We start from the raw sequence: 17,228 nt of genomic DNA on the forward strand, positions 1-17,228 counted from the left end.
CGCGGCGATCGCCAACAGGTTCTAAGGAAGGCGCGCATTCTACCCGATGTGCCGCGCGCTGGCACATGAATGGCGGTCAAGTGCCGGACAAGCGGGCCTCACACGGCCCGTGTGCGTCACTCAGGTCAGCATGAACAGGGCGTTGCCGCCGAACTGGGCCTCGAACTGGGCGGCCGCCATCGGCTTGCCGAACAGATAGCCCTGTACCTCGTCGCAGTCATGCTCGCGCAGGAAGTCCAGTTGCTCCTGGGTCTCCACGCCCTCGGCGATCACCGCCAGGCCCAGGCTGTGGGCCATGGCGATGATGGCGCGGGCGATCTGGCCATCCTGCTCGCCCGCGGGCAGGCCGTCGACGAAGCTGCGGTCGATCTTCAGCACGTCGATGGGGAACTGCTTGAGGTAGTTGAGCGACGAGTAGCCGGTGCCGAAGTCGTCCACCGCGATGCACAGGCCGAGCTTCTTCAGGCTGGCCAGAACCTGCATGGTCTCGCCGACGTCGTTCATCAGGATGCTCTCGGTCAGCTCCAGTTCCAGGCAGGCCGGCGGCAGGCCGCTGGCGCCGAGGATGCGCGAGATGCGCATGCCCAGCTGGCCATCGGCGAACTGACGGGCGGACAGGTTGACCGAGACCTTGGGCACGCGCACCCCGGCGTCGTGCCAGGCCTTGAGCTGGCGGCAGGCCTGGGCGAGTACCCAGTCGCCGACCTGGGCGATCAGGCCCAGCTCCTCCAGCACCGGAATGAACTCGTTCGGCGCCACCAGGCCGCGGCGCGGGTGCTGCCAGCGCAGCAGGGCCTCGACGCCGGTCAGGCGCTTGCCGTCGCTGGACAGCTGCGGCTGGTAATAGAGGAGGAACTGGTTCTGCTCCAGGGCATGGCGCAGGTCGCTCTCCAGCTCCAGGCGCTGCAGCGCGGTGGCGTTCATCTCCGCCTGGTAGAACTGGAAGTTGTTCTTGCCGCGTTCCTTGGCGTGGTACATGGCCGTGTCGGCGTTCTTCATCAGCTGGCTCAACTCGTCGCCGTCCTGCGGCGCCAGGGCGATGCCGATGCTGGCGGTGACGAAGAACTCGCGGCCCTGCAGGACGAACGGCTGGGCCAGGCTGGCGAGAATCTGCTCGGCCACGTGGATGGCGCGGTTCAGCGCGCCGGCGCGGGTATTGCGCGCCTGCAGCAGCAGGGTGAACTCGTCGCCGCCCATGCGCGCCACCGTGTCGTCTTCGGCGACGCAGGCGGCCAGGCGCACGGCCACGTCCTTGAGCATGCGGTCGCCGGCGGCGTGGCCGAGGGAGTCGTTGATCGGCTTGAAGCGGTCGAGGTCGAGGAACATCAGCACCACCCACTCGTCATGCCGCTCGGCGTGCTGCAGGGCGGTGTGCAGGCGGTCCTGGAACAGGGTGCGGTTGGGCAGCAGGGTCAGGGCGTCGTAGTAGGCCAGGCGGTGGATGCGCTGTTCGCTGGCCTTGCGCTCGCTGATGTCGTTGAAGAAGCACACATAGCTGGCCAGGTCGCCGTCTTCGTCGTGCACCGCGGTGATGCCGACCCAGGCCGGGAACTGCTCGCTGTTCTTGCGCTTGAGCCACAGCTCGCCCTCCCAGCTGCCGTGCTGGTTGAGCTGGGTGAGGATGTAGGCGAACTGGGCGGCCTGCTGGCGGTCGGCGGTGAGCATGCCCGGCAGCTGGTCGAGCACCTCGGCGCTGGCGAAGCCGGTGAGGCGCTGGAAGGTCTCGTTGATGCGCACGATGTAGCCGGCCGGGTCGGTGACCAGGATCGCCGCCGTGGAGTGCTCGAATACCGTGGCGGCCATGCGCAGGTCGCGCTCGGCGCGGCGCTGCTGGGTGATGTCGCGGCCGATGCCGAGCACGCCCTCGAAGCGATCCTGCTCGTCCCACATCAGCGTCAGGCGCATCTCCACGGTGATCTTGCGGTCGTCGGCGCGCAGGCAGTCGAAGATGAAGGTGCGCCCGGCCAGGCTGGCCTGCAGGCGCGCCAGCTTGTCCGCCTCGTTGAGGGCGCCGCGCACCTGCTCCATCAGCTGCAGCAGGCTGGCCAGCTGGCGCGGGTTGGTCACGGTGCCGAGCAGGCCGTTGTCCAGCAGCCACTCCGGGCTGTAGCCGAAGAAGGTCTCGGCCGACGGGCTGACGTAGTTGAGCTGCAGCGTGCTGTCGGTGGACAGGATCACATCGCTGATGCTCTCCGCCAGCAGGCGGTAGCGCCGCTCGCTGTCGCTCAGGCTGGCTCGGGCGGCGATCTCGCCGGTGATGTCCTTGGCCACGCCGATCAGGCGGCTGACCCGCCCATGGCGGTCGCGGCTGAGGGCGTGCTCGCGGATGTCGAACCAGTGCCAGCTGCCGTCACGGTGGCGCCAGCGCAGCTGGAAATGCAGCTGCTGGCCCTGGCCGACCACCTTCTGCAGGTTGCGCAGGCGCTGGTACAGCTCGACGTCGTCGGGGTGCAGGATCTTCTCCCACAGCTTGTCGCCGAAGCGGCGCATCTCCTCCTTGCTGTAGCCCAGATCCGGGCCCAGGCGGTTGTTGCTGAACATCACCCGCATGCTGCTCATGTCGTGCACGTAGAGGGTGTCCGGCACCGAACGCAGCACATCGGACCAGAAGCGCTCGCGCTCCACCAGCGACAGTTCCACGCGCTTGCGGCTGGTGATGTCGTGCACGCTGAGGGTCACCGCGCGCAGCTCGTCGCGGCTCTCGGGGAACTGCAGGTTGAGCCACACGTAGCGCTCGTGACCCTGCGGCGTGTGCATGCGGCTCTCGAACATCATGTCGCGCTCGCCATCGAGCAGGGTCGCGATCAGCGCATGGCGGGCGCCGCCCTGGCGCAGCGGGGCGAAGCCGATCAGGTGTTCCCAGACCTGTTCGGGGCTGTCCACGCCCAGCAGCTGCAGGGCCACCTTGTTCACTTCGCTGATGTGGATGCGCTGCAGCAGCTCGGCGTGGCGTTGCGGGTCCACATTCAGCCAGGCCTGCAACTGGCCGCTGTGCTGCAGGCCCTGGGCGTCGAGGAACAGGCGCAGGTCGAGCAGGTCGAGCACGCAGAGGGCCACGCCGCTGCCCTCGAAGATATCCTGGTAGCGCCGGCGGGTGTCCTCCAGCACGTGCAGGGCCTGGCGCTCCTCGGTCACGTCGCGCAATACCCAGGCGCGGCCCGGTTCGGGGTTGTCGGTGTAGAGGGCGTGGCAGGTCACGTCGAACAGGCGCCGCTCGCCGTCGAGCAGCACCTCGATGGGCTCGGCCTGCTCGTGGAAGGCGCTCTCCAGCCAGGGCGCCAGCGCCGGCAGCAGCTGCAGCACATGCAGCTCGCTGGCGGTGGCCAGGTCCAGGCCGAACATCCGCTCGGCGCGCGGATTGAGGTAGCTGATATGGCCGTCGGGCTGGGTCACCAGTACCCGCTCGTCGATGGCACCGAGTGCGCCGATGGCGTCTTCCATCGAGCGGCGCGACAGGGCGTGGTAGGCGTGCAGGCGACTCTGCTCGCGCAGCAGGCCGAACAGGGCGAGCAGGGCCAGGGCGCCGCAGAGGATGAACAGCAGCAGCTTGGTGACCTGACGCGGCAGCAGCTCGGCGCGCAGGGCCGGGGCGTCGAACAGGACGATTACCTGCCAGTCGCTGCCGACCAGGGGCAGTTGCGCGATGTTCTGCTCCCGTTCGGCCTCGCTCAGCGGCGCGCTGCTGTCGTCCGGCTGGCGCAGCATGACCTTGCCACTGCGCTGGTCCAGCAACAGCCAGGGCAGTTCGGTCGGCTGCTCCGGCAGCCAGCGCTGCAGGGCCTGGGCGCGCAGGCGCACGCGCCAGCCGCCAACGCCGTGCGGGGCGCTCAGGTCGAGCTGGACCAGCTCCGGGTCCTTGCCGGAGAAGGCGAAGCGGTAAGGCTGCTGCTGGACGAAGGGAGCGTGGTCGTCGGCCGTCGGGTTGCTGTCGGCCCGCAGGCGGCCGTCGGCGTCGACCCAGGCGAGGCTGTCCAGGGACGGATAGATGCTGCGCAGGCGCTCCAGTAGCTGCGTACGCTCGGTCTGTGCCAGCGGTTCGGGATAGTCGGTGAGGAAGGCGCGTCCCGCCTCGGCCTTGAGGCGCATGGCCAGGGCCAGGTGGCTGCTGAGCTGGCTGGCGTGATCCAGATGGCGCTGGCGCTCGCTCCGCTCCTGATTGCTGGCCTCCTGCTGCAGTTGCCACAGCAGCAGGCCGAGCATCAGCGCGACCAATAGCGCCAGGGCGCCTTTCAGCGAGCCACGGTGAGGCCGGGCGAGCGGATCGCCAAAGGAGCGGGAAGAAAGGGGGCGGGATCGTGACACGCGTATAACCCTGCTGATACAGCTGCCGGAGCGGGGCCTTGCCTGGCAATCGGAACCGCGTAGCATGCCCGGAAAAGCGGCCAAGTGCTATCACTGTCCATCGGGTCCGGTTTGCCCCTCCGGGAGCATTCCGGTAGCTTTGCCGCACGTGCGTGGGCGCGCGGAGCTATGATGCTCCCTGCCCCAGAGTATTGCTCAGCAGCCGGTCGGCCGCTGGCGCAGTTGCCTCTTCAATCCCTCAGCTACACAGAACCAAGGTCATCCATGGCTCAATACGTCTACACCATGCATCGGCTCGGCAAGGTCGTGCCGCCGAAGCGGGAAATCCTCAAGAACATCTCCCTGTCGTTCTTCCCGGGCGCCAAGATCGGCGTGCTCGGCCTCAACGGCGCCGGTAAGTCGACCCTGCTGCGCATCATGGCCGGCGTCGACACCGAGTTCGACGGCGAAGCACGCGCCATGCCCGGCATCAACGTCGGCTACCTGCCGCAGGAGCCGCAGCTGGACCCGAGCAAGAGCGTGCGCGAGATCGTCGAGGAGGCCGTAGGCCAGATCAAGCAGGCCCAGGCCCGCCTGGACGAGGTGTACGCCGCCTACGCCGAGCCGGACGCCGACTTCGACGCCCTGGCCGCCGAGCAGGCCAAGCTGGAAGCCATCCTGCAGGCCAGCGACGGCCACAACCTGGAGCGCCAGCTGGAAGTCGCCGCCGACGCCCTGCGCCTGCCAGCCTGGGATGCGCGCATCGAGCACCTGTCCGGTGGCGAGAAACGCCGCGTGGCCCTGTGCCGCCTGTTGCTGTCGGCCCCCGACATGCTGCTGCTGGACGAACCGACCAACCACCTGGACGCCGACTCGGTGGCCTGGCTGGAGCACTTCCTCCACGACTTCCCGGGCACCGTGGTGGCGATCACCCACGACCGTTACTTCCTCGACAACGTCGCCGGCTGGATTCTCGAACTCGACCGCGGCGCCGGTATCCCGTACGAGGGCAACTACTCCGGCTGGCTGGAAGCCAAGTCCGAGCGTCTGGCCCAGGAATCCAAGCAGCAGTCGGCCCACGAGAAGGCCATGAAGGACGAGCTGGAGTGGGTGCGCAAAGGCGCCAAGGCCCGCCAGTCCAAGTCCAAGGCCCGCCTGCAGCGCTTCGAGGAGATGCAGTCGCAGGAATTCCAGAAGCGCGCCGAGACCAACGAGATCTACATCCCGGCTGGTCCGCGCCTGGGCGACAAGGTCATCGACTTCGTCAACGTCACCAAGGGCTACGGCGACCGCGTGCTGATCGACGACCTGTCGTTCAGCATCCCCAAAGGCGCCATCGTCGGCGTGATCGGCGGTAACGGTGCCGGTAAGTCGACCCTGTTCCGCATGCTGATGGGCAAGGAGACTCCGGATTCCGGCAGCATCGAGATCGGTGAAACCGTGCAGCTGGCCTGCGTGGACCAGAGCCGCGACGACCTGGACGGCAGCAAGACCGTGTGGGAAGCCGTGTCTGACGGCTTCGACATGATCAAGATCGGCAACTACGAAGTCCCGTCGCGCGGCTACGTCGGGCGCTTCAACTTCAAGGGCGGCGACCAGCAGAAGTTCGTCAAGGACCTCTCCGGTGGTGAGCGCGGCCGTCTGCACCTGGCCCTGACCCTGAAGCAGGGCGCCAACGTGCTGCTGCTCGACGAACCGTCCAACGACCTCGACGTGGAAACCCTGCGTTCCCTGGAAGAGGCGCTGCTCGACTTCCCCGGCGCCGCCATCGTGATCTCTCACGATCGCTGGTTCCTGGACCGCGTGGCCACCCACATCCTGGCGTACGAGGACGACTCGCACATCGAGTTCTTCGAGGGCAACTACACCGAGTACGAAGCCGACCGCAAGAAACGCCTGGGCGACGCTGCCGCGCAGCCGCACCGCGTGCGTTACAAGAAGCTGGCGCAGTAAACGCTCGCTGCAAAAGAAAACGGGGCCCGCGGGCCCCGTTTTCTTTATCTGGGTATCACTTGATGCGGCGACTGAGCTGTTCCAGCTCTCGCCTCAGTGAGTCGATCTCGCGGTCCTGGCTATCCAGCTGGCGTTCCAGCTGCGCAAGCTTGTCCACCTTTCTCTCCAGTTCGTCCAGCTCGCGGCTGCTGCCGCTGGAGTTGCCGCTCAGATTCTGGATGGTGCGCTGCTGCTCCTCGAGTTTGCGCTGTAGCTCGGCAAGCTTGCGGTGGCCATCGTCCTGCTGGTCGAGCGCTGACCGCAGGTCGCTGAGGTTGACGTTCGATCGTCGAAGGTCGGGCTCGCGGTCGTGCGGATCCGCGGTCACCAGTACGTCGGTGGTGCTGGAGCCTCGTTCCGTGAAGCTGACTTCCGCTTGTGCGATGCCGACCAGGCCGAGCGCGAGGATCAGAAGGGTGGGTTTGCCGAACTTGAGCAGCGATGCGTCCATGAAGGTTCCCGAGGTCGTGCCACATGGCACATCGCTATGATTGCGGGCCGAGGATGCGGGTTCCTTCGGGGAAATCCCTTGTAATTCTTCTCTGCTGAGCCAGTCAGGCTGCTATTGCGCGGGCCCTACTCCGCGAAGCGAGGCAGCCCGGAAACCTCTTCCACTGCCCGGGCTTGCTTCAGCGTCACCCGCAAAGGCTTGAAGCCCAGCAGCGAGCGCTCGCCGTCCAGCAGCAGGGTGTCGCCCGGGCGGGCGGCGGCCCACAGGTCCTGCGGCACGCCGCAGACGTTGTCGTTGAGGAAGTGGCGGTATTCGGCAATGTACAGCGTGCCATCGCAACCGCGGCGCGAGTCGTAGCCGGGCGCCTTGCCGGTGATGGTCACGACCTGCTGGGCCGGCTCGGAGCCGAACAGATGCAGCAGGCTGGGAATGCCCAGAGCCATGCCTGGCGGCGCCAGCAACAGCAGCAGGAACAGATGGGACAGCACGAACTTGGTCTTGCTCTTGTGCCGGCTGTGCAGGTGATGCCACAGATAGGAGCGCTGACCGTGCAGGGCCAGCAACATCAGCAGCAGGGTCGCGGCGATCAGCAATAGGCTGGCGAACAGCAGATCGACGTAGCGGTCCTGGTCCACCAGCAGTCGCTCGAACAGCCCGAGCAGGGCGAGCGGAGCCACCACGAACAGAGGGTAGAAGAACCACAGCTGCGTCAGTTTCGGGCGTGCGGGTATGGTGCTGGCGGGAATGGTCATGCGGAGCATCCTTGTCCTGAGGATTCGTTCCGTCGAATCGGCTAGCGATTTCTACCCTGTCATCGCGCGCCTGTCACTCAGCCTTTTACGCAGACCACTTGGCGTAGCGTGTGTACTACTTCCACCAGGTCGCGCTGAGCGGCCATCACCGCGTCGATGTCCTTGTAGGCCATGGGGATCTCGTCGATCACCTCCTTGTCCTTGCGACACTCCACGTGGGCGGTGGCGCGTTGCTGGTCCTGTGTCGAGAAGCGCTTCTTCGCCGCCGTGCGGCTCATCACCCGACCGGCGCCATGGCTGCAGGAGCAGAATGCATCGGCGTTGCCCAGGCCGCGCACGATAAAGCTCTTCGCCCCCATCGAGCCGGGAATGATGCCGAGCTGGCCGCGCTGCGCCGACACCGCGCCCTTGCGGGTGACCAGCACCTCGCGGCCGAAGTGCTGTTCACGTTGCACGTAGTTGTGGTGGCAGTCGACCGCTTCCAGCTGCGCCTCGAATGGCTTGCGGATCACCTGGCGGGCCGCCGCTATCACCGCGAGCATCATCAGGGCGCGGTTCTGCCTGGCATAGTCTTGGGCCCATTCCACCGCTTCCACGTAGTCGGCGAAGTGGCGGCTACCTTCCTCGAAATACGCCAGGTCCCTGTCGGGCAGGTTGGCGATGTGCTGGCGCATGTCGGCCTGGGCCAGCTCGATGAAATGTGTGCCGATGGCGTTGCCCACGCCACGCGAGCCGCTGTGCAGCATGAACCAGACGCGCTGCGCCTCGTCCAGGCAGACCTCGATGAAGTGATTGCCGGTGCCCAGGGTGCCGAGGTGTTGGCGGTTGTTGGTCTTCTCCAGGCGCGGGTACTTCTGGGTAATGCTCCTGAAGCGACCGGCCAGGGCTTTCCACGCCTGGTCCGCCTGGTCCGGCACATCGTTCCAGGCGCCTTGGTCGTGCTTGCCGAAGGTCTTGCCGTGGGGCACTGCTTTTTCGATGGCGCTGCGCAGGCCGTGCAGGTTGTCCGGCAGGTCGGCGGCACTCAGCGAAGTGCGCGCGGCGATCATGCCGCAGCCGATGTCCACGCCCACGGCGGCGGGGATGATGGCGCCGAGGGTGGGAATCACACTGCCGATGGTCGAGCCCTTGCCCAGGTGCACGTCCGGCATCACCGCCAGGTGCTTGAAGATGAACGGCAGTTTCGCCGTGTTGATCAACTGCTGGCGCGCGGCGTCCTCCACCGGCACGCCGCGGGTCCAGAGCTTGATCGGCTTGCCGCCGGCGACTTCTAGCAGCTGTGGGGAGGAATCTTGCATGACATTGCCCGGCAGGTTAGATGTCCCATTGTGCGCCTTGCTTCTCGTCAGTGCAGGCCCGGCAGAACGGCCACACTGAAAATATCACCCGCTTGCACCTGGCCGATGGCAGCTACGGTGAGTGCCAGCGCTGTGGCGAGCAAATCGAGCCGGCACGTATGCAGGCCCTGCCGGCGGCGGAGTTCTGCCTGGCCTGCGCCGGTCGCTTCGGCGTCTGACGCGCGCCTTGCCAGCGGCGCCGAGGCGGCGCCAGAATGGCTCCATCTTGCGGCTAGCCCGCTTCGACAAGGACTTCCGATGCCCGAATCCTTCGCTGCCAGCCTGCGCCTGGCGCCCGATGCCCTGACCCGCCCCTGCGCCCCCGACCAGTTCAACTTCACCACCACCGATGATCTCGAACCTTTTCGCGGCGTGCTTGGCCAGGAGCGCGCGGTGGAGGCATTGCAGTTCGGTGTGGCGATGCCGCGGCCGGGCTACAACGTGTATGTCATGGGCGAGCCGGGCACCGGTCGCTTCTCCTTCGTGCAGCGCTATCTCAAGGCTGAGGCCAAGCGCCAGGCCACGCCGGTGGACCGGGTCTACGTCAACCATTTCGATGAGCCGCGCGAACCCCGTGCGCTGGAGTTGCCGGCCGGTACCGCGGCGGCCTTCATCGCCGACATCGGCCACCTGATCGACAACCTGCTGGCGACCTTCCCGGCGGTGTTCGAGACGCCGACCTACCAGCAGAAGAAGAGCGCCATCGACCGCGTGTTCAACCAGCGCTACGACAAGGCGCTGGACCTGATCGAGAAGCTGGCGCTGGAGAAGGACGTCGCGCTGTACCGCGACAGCAGCAACATCGCCTTCACCCCGATGAAGGATGGCAAGGCGCTGGACGAGGCGGACTTCGCCCAGCTGCCGGAGGCCGAGCGCGAGCGCTTCCACGAGGACATCGCCGAGCTGGAGGAGCGCCTCAACGAGGGCCTGGCCAGCCTGCCGCAATGGAAGCGCGAGACCAGCAACCAGTTGCGCCAGCTCAACGAAGAAACCATCACCCTGGCCCTGCAGCCGTTGCTGGCGCCGCTGTGCGAGCAGTACGCGGAGAATGCCGGGGTCTGCGCCTACCTGCAGGCCGTGCAGGTCAACCTGTTGAAGACGGTGGTCGACCAGTTGCTGGACGACAAGCCGGACGCCCAGCGCCGCGAGATGCTGGAGGAGCAGTACAGCCCCAGCCTGGTGGTCGGCCATCACGCCGATGGCGGCGCTCCGGTGGTGTTCGAGTCGCACCCGACCTACGACAACCTGTTCGGCCGCATCGAGTACAACACCGACCAGGGCGCGCTCTACACCAGTTACCGCCAGCTGCGCCCCGGGGCGCTGCACCGCGCCAATGGCGGCTATCTGATCGTCGAGGCGGAAAAGCTGCTCAGCGAGCCTTTCGTCTGGGATGCGCTCAAGCGCGCCCTGCACTCGCGCCAGCTGAAGATGGAGTCGCCGCTCGGCGATCTCGGCCGCATCGCCACCGTAACCCTGACCCCGCAGCTGATCCCGCTGCAGCTCAAGGTCATCATCATCGGCTCGCGCCAGCTGTACTACACGCTGCAGGACCTGGATTCGGACTTCCAGGAGATGTTCCGCGTGCTGGTGGACTTCGACGAGGAGATCCCGGTCGCCGACGACAGCCTCGAGCAGTTCGCCCAATTGCTCAAGACCCGCACCTCGGAGGAGGGCATGGCGCCGCTGACCGCTGCCGCCGTGGCGCGCCTGGCCACCTACAGCGCGCGCCTGGCCGAGCACCAGGGGCGCCTGTCGGCGCGCATCGGCGACCTGTTCCAGCTGGTCAGCGAGGCTGACTTCGTGCGCCAACTGGCCAATGACGCGATCACCGACGTTGGTCATATCGAGCGCGCGCTGAAGGCCAAGTCCGACCGCACCGGGCGGGTCTCGGCACGGATCATCGACGATATGCTGGCCGGCATCATCCTGATCGATACCAGCGGCTCGGCGGTGGGCAAGTGCAACGGTCTGACCGTGCTGCAGGTCGGCGACTCGGCCTTCGGCGTGCCGGCGCGCATTTCCGCGACCGTCTATCCGGGCGGTAGTGGCATCGTCGATATCGAGCGCGAGGTCAGCCTGGGTCAGTCGATCCACTCCAAGGGGGTGATGATCGTCACCGGCTTCCTCGGCAGCCGCTATGCCCAGGAATTCCCCCTGGAGATCTCCGCCAGCATCGCCCTGGAGCAGTCCTACGGCTATGTGGATGGCGACAGCGCCTCGCTGGGCGAAGTCTGCACCCTGATCTCGGCCCTGTCGCGTACGCCGCTCAAGCAATGCTTCGCCATCACCGGCTCGATCAACCAGTTCGGCGAGGTGCAGGCGGTGGGTGGGGTCAACGAGAAGATCGAAGGCTTCTTCCGCCTGTGCGAGGCGCGCGGCCTGAGCGGCGAGCAGGGGGTGATCATTCCGCACTCCAACGTCAGCAACCTGATGCTCGACGAGCGGGTGCTGCAGGCCGTGCGCAATGGCCAGTTCCACGTCTATGCCGTGCGCCATGTCGACGAGGCGCTCGGCCTGCTGCTGGGCGAGCCGGCTGGCGCGCCGGATGCCAAGGGCCAGTTCCCCAAGGGCAGCGTCAATGCGCGGGTGGTGGAGCGCCTGCGCAGCATTGCCGAACTGGGCCTGGAGGAGGACGAGAAGGACAAGGAGCCGAAGATCAAGGAAGTGAAGACGCGGGCCAAGCCGGCGACGAAAACGTCCAAGGAGTGACGCTGCCAGTCGCGCGACAACTGGTCAGTCACTGCGCATTCCGACGGCGCCCGCAGCGGGCGTCGTCGCAGCCGGTTTTCCCCCCGCTCCATCCACAGAGTTATCCACAAAGCGCGGGGATAACTTTTACCTTCCCGAATCGGCGCGCTGGGGTGTAGGCTGAAAGCCAGACCTTGCGAGGACCGCCGTTATGCCGCGCAGCCTCTGTCTCACCCGTCAGTGCCTCGGCCTGACGACCCGCATCGAATGCGAGATTCGTCCGCTGGCCGGCGGGCGAGGTCTGTGGACGCTGTTGTGCGCGGCCGGCATGTCCGCCGCGCAACCTTCGGCGATCAAGGCGCAAGGCCCATTCCACGGGCCTTTGGTGGCCGAGGCAGTGCTCGACTCGATCGCCCAGTGCTTGGCGGTACAGGGCTATGAACCCTGCACGGAACCGCTGATCTGGTGCCTGCATCTGCGCGCCGAGTTGCGCAAGCTCAACGGCGAGCGCTGCCGCCATCTGGGTGACTATCAGTTCCGCCCGGAAAGCTGAACGCCCGACTGAGCGCTTTTTGCCCAACCCGTGACGGCCTCCCGCGACGAGTGGTGTGCAGCCATTCTTCCCGCACCTGCCCACAAGGTTATCCACAGTAAGCGGGGATAAAAAATCCGCAACGCTTGTCGCCTTGCCCGCAAGGCCTGGCTGGGTATACTCGCGGCCAGTTTTTTCACTCGGCGAGACAACATGGAACGCTTTATCGAGAACGCGATGTACGCCTCGCGCTGGTTGCTGGCGCCAATCTATTTCGGTCTATCGCTGGCCCTGCTGGCGTTGGCGCTGAAGTTTTTCCAAGAGCTCTACCATATCTTGCCGCACGTCTTTTCCCTCGAAGAGGCGAGCCTGATTCTCAAGCTCTTGTCGCTGATCGATATGGCGCTGGTTGGCGGCCTGCTGGTGATGGTGATGATCTCCGGCTACGAGAATTTCGTGTCCCAGCTGGATATCGACGAGGGCAAGGAGAAGCTCAGCTGGCTGGGCAAGATGGATTCCGGCTCGCTGAAGATGAAGGTGGCGGCCTCCATCGTGGCCATTTCCTCCATCCACCTGCTCAAGGTGTTCATGAATGCCGAGAACATCAAGGTGGATTACCTGATGTGGTACGTGATCATTCATATGGCGTTCGTGGTCTCGGCTTTCGCCATGGGCTACCTGGACAAGCTGACCAAGCACTGAGCCGCCAAGCCGCACCCGCCGCCCGGTCGTTGCGAGACGTCCGGGCGGTTTCGTTTGTGGATGGCTGTGCTAGTCTGGCCGGCCTTTTTGACCCCCTAGTGGAGCCCGGCCATGTCCGAACTCAATCTGTCCACCGACGAAACCCGTGTGAGCTATGGCATCGGCCGCCAACTGGGCGACCAGCTGCGTGACAACCCGCCGCCCGGCGCCAACCTGGAAGCCATCGTGGCCGGCCTGCGCGACGCCTTCAACGGTCAGCCCAGCCAGGTTTCCCCCGAAGCGCTGAACGCCAGCTTCCGGGTGATTCGTGAAGTCATGCAGGCCGAGGCCGCCGCCAAGGCCGAAGCCGCTGCCGGTGCTGGTCGCGAATACCTGGTCGAGAACGCCAAGCGTGAAGGCGTGACCGTGCTGCCGTCCGGCCTGCAGTACGAAGTACTGGTGGCGGGCGAGGGCGCCAAGCCGTCCCGCGAGGACCACGTGCGTACCCACTACCACGGCACCCTGATCGACGGCACCGTGTTCGACAGCTCCTACGAGCGCGGCCAGCCGGCCGAATTCCCGGTCGGTGGCGTGATCGCCGGTTGGGTCGAGGCCCTGCAGCTGATGAATACCGGCAGCAAATGGCGCCTGCATGTGCCGAGCGAACTGGCCTATGGCGGCCAGGCTGCCGGCAGCATCCCGCCGCACAGCGTGCTGGTGTTCGACGTCGAGCTGCTCGACATTCTGTAAGAGACGATGCCCGGCTGGTCGTCCTGACCGGTCCGGGCACCTGCGGGAGCGTCATCGCTCCGCGTGTCTCCCGGCGCCTTCCCTGGCGCCGGGCTTGCCGACGAGGCCGACCTCCATTGGTCGCCCTCGCCGAGCGTCGCTCAGTGCAGCTCGCCCTGCGGTCGCAGTGCCCGGGCATAGCAGAACAGGAACAGGCCGCGCACCAGCTCCTTCAGTGCCCCGGGCTCGCACGAGCTGAGGCTGGCCAGGTCGAGATCGCCCTGATCCCGTAGCTCGCCGATGGCCTCCTCTTCCAGCACGGCACATACCTCGCCGGTCTCGCGATTGAGGATGCGCAGATAGGGGTGCGGGCGATCCAGCCAGGCGTCGATCAGATAGGTCATGGCTCATCTCCTTTGTCGTCCATTCGATGGATATGAGAATAATTCCTATTATCAAAATAGCAAGCCTCAATCGCACCTTTTGTCGGGCAATAAAAAGCCCGTCACAGGGACGGGCTATCTTGGCGATGCGCTGACTCAGTGAGTGCGGGCGACGGCGAAGCGGCTCAGCTCGATCAGGGCGTCGCGGTAAGCGTTGTCCGGCAGGGCGCCCAGGCAGGCGATGGCTTTCTCGGCGTGCTCGCGGGCCAGGTTGGCGGTGTAGTCCAGCGAGCCCGAGGCCTGTACGGCGGCGCGGATGCTTTCCAGGTCCTCGATGCCGCCTTTCTGGATCGCGGCGCGCACCAGGGCAGCCTGTTCGGCGCTGCCTTCGCGCATGGTATAGATCAGTGGCAGGGTTGGCTTGCCTTCGGCCAGATCGTCGCCGACGTTCTTGCCGAGGGTGGCAGCGTCGCCCTGATAGTCGAGCAGATCGTCCACCAGCTGGAAGGCGATGCCCAAGTGGTCGCCGAAGTGGCGCAGGGCTTCGCTCTGCGCTTCGGAGCTGCCAGCCAGGGCCGCGGCGCTGTGGGTCGAGGCCTCGAACAGCATGGCGGTCTTGCCGCGGATGACCTCCATGTAGGTCTCTTCCGTGGTGCTGGCGTCGCGCACCTTGGACAGCTGCAGCACTTCGCCCTCGGCGATCACCCGGGTGGCGCGCGAGAGGATGCGCATCACCGGCATGGAGCCGAGTTCGACCATCATCTCGAACGAGCGTGAATAGAGGAAGTCGCCGACCAGTACGCTCGGTGCGTTGCCCCATTGGGCGTTGGCGGTGGCGCGGCCGCGGCGCATGCCGGACATGTCGACCACGTCGTCATGCAGCAGGGTGGCGGTGTGCAGGAACTCGATGGTCGCGGCCAGCAGGCGCAGATCGTCTGCCTGATAGCCCAGGGCCTTGCCGCTGAGCAGTACCAGCAGTGGGCGCAGACGTTTGCCGCCAGCCGAGATGATGTAGTCACCGATCTTCTCCACCAGAGGCACATGGGACTTCAGCTGCTGGCGGATGATGCCGTCGACGGCGGTGAAATCGTCCGCGACCACGCTGTGGAAGGCCTGGGCTTGCATCGGTGAGGGGAGCTCCTGGAACGGGGCCGGCTGCCTCGCGGGGTGGAGGGCGGCGAAATGGCGGGTCGGACAGGGCCGGACCGGGCTGCGCGGCATGCTATGGGGCGGGTTCTGGGCTGTCAAGGCAAGGCCTGGCGGGGCTTGCCTCTGCTCTTGGCTTTCCGTACAATCGCGGCCCCAAACTTCTATGGGCACTCCCTGCCTTACGCAATTGCACGGGCGTCAGTTCCGGCCCCATGCAGCCATGCCGGCCAATAACTCTTCCTATAAAGAGTCGGGTGAGCAGGTTTAACGGAGAAAAATCCATGTACGCAGTAATTGTTACCGGTGGCAAGCAGTACAAAGTCGCCGAAGGTGAATTCCTCAAGGTCGAGAAGCTGGAAATCGCTACTGGCGAATCCGTGACTTTCGACCGCGTTCTGCTGGTTGGCAACGGTGACGACGTGAAAATCGGCGCTCCGGTGGTCGATGGTGCCAAGGTTGTTGCTGAAGTGGTCTCCCAAGGCCGTCACGACAAAGTGACCATCATCAAGTTCCGCCGTCGTAAGCACCACATGAAGCGTCAGGGCCACCGTCAGTGGTTCACCGAAATCAAGATCACCGGCATTCAGGCCTGATCCCTTTTTAGGAGCTATGACTCATGGCACACAAAAAAGCTGGCGGTAGTACTCGTAACGGCCGCGACTCAGAAAGTAAACGCCTTGGCGTGAAGATGTACGGTGGTCAGGTCATCAAGGCCGGCAACATCATCGTGCGTCAGCGCGGCACCCAGTTCCACGCTGGCTACGGCGTTGGCATGGGCAAAGATCACACCCTGTTCGCGAAAGTCGACGGCGTGATCAAGTTCGACGTGAAGGGCGAGTTCAACCGCCGTTACGTGAGCATCGTGACAGCCTAAGGTCGCGTTTGCTGAAAAAGCCCTGTCTCGCGACGGGGCTTTTTTGTTTCTGTGTATCCTGTATTCCCGAGTTCACTGGCCCGCCGCTGCGGTGGGAGGCAACCCTAATGAAATTCGTCGACGAAGTTTCGATATTTGTAAAAGCCGGCGACGGCGGTAACGGCATGATGAGCTTCCGTCGCGAGAAGTTCATCGAGAAGGGTGGCCCCAACGGCGGTGACGGCGGTGACGGCGGCTCCGTGTTCATGGAGGCCGACGAGAACCTCAATACCCTGGTCGACTACCGCTATACCCGCCGCTTCAATGCGCGCAATGGCGAGAAGGGCGGCAGCACCGAGTGCACGGGCGCCAAGGGCGAGGACCTGATCCTGCCGGTGCCGGTCGGCACCACGATCATCGATGCGACAACCCAGGAGGTCATTGGCGATCTGACCAAGCCGGGTCAGCGTCTGATGGTGGCTCAGGGTGGTTGGCACGGTCTGGGCAACACCCGTTTCAAGTCCAGCACCAACCGGGCGCCGCGCCAGACCACGCCGGGCAAGCCGGGCGAGCAGCGCGACCTCAAGCTGGAGCTGAAAGTGCTGGCGGACGTTGGTCTGCTGGGTCTGCCGAATGCTGGCAAGAGCACCTTCATTCGCTCGGTCTCCGCGGCCAAGCCGAAGGTCGCCGATTACCCCTTCACCACCTTGGTGCCGAACCTGGGTGTGGTCAGTGTCGGACGCTACAAGAGTTTCGTGATCGCCGACATTCCGGGTCTGATCGAGGGCGCTTCCGAGGGTGCCGGCCTGGGGATTCGCTTCCTCAAGCACCTGGCGCGTACGCGCCTGCTGTTGCACCTGGTCGATATGGCGCCACTGGATCAGAGCGATCCAGCCGACGCCGCCGAGGTCATCATTAGCGAGTTGGAGAAGTTCAGCCCAGCACTGGCCGAGCGCGAGCGCTGGCTGGTGCTGAACAAGTGCGATCAGCTGCTCGACGACGAGCGTGAGGAGCGCATGCGTGCGGTGGTCGAGCGTCTCGACTGGAAGGGGCCGGTGTTCGTCATCTCCGCGCTGGAGAGCGAGGGTACCGAGGCGCTGAGTCAGGCGATCATGCGCTACATGGATGAGCGTGCCATCCGTATCGCCGAAGAGCCGGCGTTCGCCGAAGAGTTGGCGGAGCTGGATCGTCGCATCGAGGATGAGGCGCGTGCCCGCCTGCAGGCTCTGGACGACAAGCGTGCGCTGCGCAAGGCGGGGCTGAAGAGCGTCGACGATGTGGGTGACGACGATGACTGGGATGACTTCGAGGATGACGAAGACGGTCCCGAGATCATTTACGTTCGGGACTGACAATGGGTATCGTGCAGCGCCGCTTTATAGCGGCGTTGTGCTGACTGG

General features: G+C 65.4%; 14 protein-coding genes and 1 pseudogene. 9 read left to right on the forward strand and 6 right to left on the reverse strand.

Annotated features, from left to right (window positions below; translation table 11 throughout):
* Positions 1 to 120: 120 nt before the first annotated feature.
* A complete protein-coding gene (locus N7607_RS02820) occupies positions 121 to 4,200 on the reverse strand; it encodes an EAL domain-containing protein (protein WP_279864567.1) in 4,080 nt (1,359 codons plus the stop codon).
* Between the two features lie 366 nt (positions 4,201 to 4,566).
* Between N7607_RS02820 and ettA the strand changes: the two genes are divergently transcribed.
* Entirely contained in the window at positions 4,567 to 6,234 is a 1,668-nt protein-coding gene (ettA, locus tag N7607_RS02825; protein WP_279864524.1) for an energy-dependent translational throttle protein EttA, read from the forward strand.
* Positions 6,235 to 6,289: 55 nt separating this feature from the next.
* Here the strand turns inward: ettA and N7607_RS02830 are convergent, their stop codons facing one another.
* The 3 genes from N7607_RS02830 to N7607_RS02840 form a co-directional block, all read right to left on the reverse strand.
* Positions 6,290 to 6,724 carry a hypothetical protein gene (locus N7607_RS02830; RefSeq protein ID WP_279864523.1) on the reverse strand — a complete coding sequence of 145 codons (435 nt, stop codon included), beginning with the start codon at positions 6,722 to 6,724 and terminating at the stop codon, positions 6,290 to 6,292.
* Positions 6,725 to 6,849: 125 nt separating this feature from the next.
* Complete coding sequence (locus N7607_RS02835) at positions 6,850 to 7,476, reverse strand: hypothetical protein (RefSeq protein ID WP_279864522.1); 627 nt, start codon at positions 7,474 to 7,476, stop codon at positions 6,850 to 6,852.
* Between the two features lie 77 nt (positions 7,477 to 7,553).
* Positions 7,554 to 8,774 (reverse strand): RtcB family protein, encoded by a 1,221-nt coding sequence (locus N7607_RS02840; protein ID WP_279864521.1) that lies wholly within the window; start codon positions 8,772 to 8,774, stop codon positions 7,554 to 7,556.
* An 83-nt stretch (positions 8,775 to 8,857) separates the two neighbouring features.
* Here N7607_RS02840 and N7607_RS02845 point away from each other — a divergent pair.
* The 5 genes and pseudogenes from N7607_RS02845 to N7607_RS02865 all read left to right on the forward strand — a co-directional run.
* Positions 8,858 to 8,992 (forward strand): annotated as a pseudogene (locus tag N7607_RS02845) (TraR/DksA C4-type zinc finger protein); the annotation flags it as partial.
* A 79-nt stretch (positions 8,993 to 9,071) separates the two neighbouring features.
* Positions 9,072 to 11,522: an AAA family ATPase gene (locus N7607_RS02850; RefSeq protein WP_279864520.1), complete on the forward strand. Its 2,451-nt coding sequence runs from the start codon at positions 9,072 to 9,074 to the stop codon at positions 11,520 to 11,522.
* A 190-nt stretch (positions 11,523 to 11,712) separates the two neighbouring features.
* Complete coding sequence (locus tag N7607_RS02855) at positions 11,713 to 12,054, forward strand: hypothetical protein (protein ID WP_279864519.1); 342 nt, start codon at positions 11,713 to 11,715, stop codon at positions 12,052 to 12,054.
* Between the two features lie 192 nt (positions 12,055 to 12,246).
* On the forward strand, positions 12,247 to 12,735 hold the full coding sequence (locus tag N7607_RS02860) for a TIGR00645 family protein (protein ID WP_279864518.1): 489 nt from the start codon (positions 12,247 to 12,249) through the stop codon (positions 12,733 to 12,735).
* Positions 12,736 to 12,846: 111 nt separating this feature from the next.
* Positions 12,847 to 13,464: an FKBP-type peptidyl-prolyl cis-trans isomerase gene (locus tag N7607_RS02865; RefSeq protein WP_279864517.1), complete on the forward strand. Its 618-nt coding sequence runs from the start codon at positions 12,847 to 12,849 to the stop codon at positions 13,462 to 13,464.
* 140 nt (positions 13,465 to 13,604) lie between these two features.
* Here N7607_RS02865 and N7607_RS02870 read toward each other — a convergent pair whose 3' ends face one another.
* Both N7607_RS02870 and N7607_RS02875 read right to left on the reverse strand, forming a co-directional pair.
* The gene (locus N7607_RS02870; protein ID WP_279864516.1) at positions 13,605 to 13,847 is read right to left on the reverse strand and encodes a hypothetical protein; all 243 of its coding nucleotides are present in this window, start codon (positions 13,845 to 13,847) and stop codon (positions 13,605 to 13,607) included.
* A 135-nt stretch (positions 13,848 to 13,982) separates the two neighbouring features.
* Entirely contained in the window at positions 13,983 to 14,951 is a 969-nt protein-coding gene (locus tag N7607_RS02875; protein WP_279864515.1) for a polyprenyl synthetase family protein, read from the reverse strand.
* Positions 14,952 to 15,256: 305 nt separating this feature from the next.
* On the opposite strand from N7607_RS02875, the gene rplU reads away from it, so the two are divergent.
* The 3 genes from rplU to cgtA all read left to right on the forward strand — a co-directional run bounded on the left by rplU (position 15,257) and on the right by cgtA (position 17,180).
* Positions 15,257 to 15,568 (forward strand): 50S ribosomal protein L21, encoded by a 312-nt coding sequence (gene rplU / locus N7607_RS02880; protein ID WP_192318580.1) that lies wholly within the window; start codon positions 15,257 to 15,259, stop codon positions 15,566 to 15,568.
* 23 nt (positions 15,569 to 15,591) lie between these two features.
* A complete protein-coding gene (rpmA, locus tag N7607_RS02885) occupies positions 15,592 to 15,849 on the forward strand; it encodes a 50S ribosomal protein L27 (RefSeq protein WP_043308927.1) in 258 nt (85 codons plus the stop codon).
* Positions 15,850 to 15,956: 107 nt separating this feature from the next.
* Complete coding sequence (gene cgtA / locus N7607_RS02890; protein WP_279864514.1) at positions 15,957 to 17,180, forward strand: Obg family GTPase CgtA; 1,224 nt, start codon at positions 15,957 to 15,959, stop codon at positions 17,178 to 17,180.
* Positions 17,181 to 17,228: the final 48 nt, after the last annotated feature.

Origin of the sequence: Pseudomonas sp. GD04019, assembly GCF_029837695.1 — a bacterium.
In the GTDB taxonomy this organism is placed as follows: Bacteria; Pseudomonadota; Gammaproteobacteria; order Pseudomonadales; family Pseudomonadaceae; genus Aquipseudomonas.

What these genes read in the sequence shown, in the direction of transcription:
- ettA (WP_279864524.1), top strand. Translation starts at nt 4,567, where the DNA reads ATGGCTCAATACGTCTACACCATGCATCGGCTCGGCAAGGTCGTGCCG.
- N7607_RS02840 (WP_279864521.1), bottom strand. Translation starts at nt 8,774, where the DNA reads ATGCAAGATTCCTCCCCACAGCTGCTAGAAGTCGCCGGCGGCAAGCCG.
- N7607_RS02875 (WP_279864515.1), bottom strand. Translation starts at nt 14,951, where the DNA reads ATGCAAGCCCAGGCCTTCCACAGCGTGGTCGCGGACGATTTCACCGCC.
- N7607_RS02820 (WP_279864567.1), bottom strand. Translation starts at nt 4,200, where the DNA reads ATGCTCGGCCTGCTGCTGTGGCAACTGCAGCAGGAGGCCAGCAATCAG.
- rpmA (WP_043308927.1), top strand. Translation starts at nt 15,592, where the DNA reads ATGGCACACAAAAAAGCTGGCGGTAGTACTCGTAACGGCCGCGACTCA.
- rplU (WP_192318580.1), top strand. Translation starts at nt 15,257, where the DNA reads ATGTACGCAGTAATTGTTACCGGTGGCAAGCAGTACAAAGTCGCCGAA.
- N7607_RS02830 (WP_279864523.1), bottom strand. Translation starts at nt 6,724, where the DNA reads ATGGACGCATCGCTGCTCAAGTTCGGCAAACCCACCCTTCTGATCCTC.
- cgtA (WP_279864514.1), top strand. Translation starts at nt 15,957, where the DNA reads ATGAAATTCGTCGACGAAGTTTCGATATTTGTAAAAGCCGGCGACGGC.
- N7607_RS02835 (WP_279864522.1), bottom strand. Translation starts at nt 7,476, where the DNA reads ATGACCATTCCCGCCAGCACCATACCCGCACGCCCGAAACTGACGCAG.
- N7607_RS02855 (WP_279864519.1), top strand. Translation starts at nt 11,713, where the DNA reads ATGCCGCGCAGCCTCTGTCTCACCCGTCAGTGCCTCGGCCTGACGACC.
- N7607_RS02850 (WP_279864520.1), top strand. Translation starts at nt 9,072, where the DNA reads ATGCCCGAATCCTTCGCTGCCAGCCTGCGCCTGGCGCCCGATGCCCTG.
- N7607_RS02865 (WP_279864517.1), top strand. Translation starts at nt 12,847, where the DNA reads ATGTCCGAACTCAATCTGTCCACCGACGAAACCCGTGTGAGCTATGGC.
- N7607_RS02870 (WP_279864516.1), bottom strand. Translation starts at nt 13,847, where the DNA reads ATGACCTATCTGATCGACGCCTGGCTGGATCGCCCGCACCCCTATCTG.
- N7607_RS02860 (WP_279864518.1), top strand. Translation starts at nt 12,247, where the DNA reads ATGGAACGCTTTATCGAGAACGCGATGTACGCCTCGCGCTGGTTGCTG.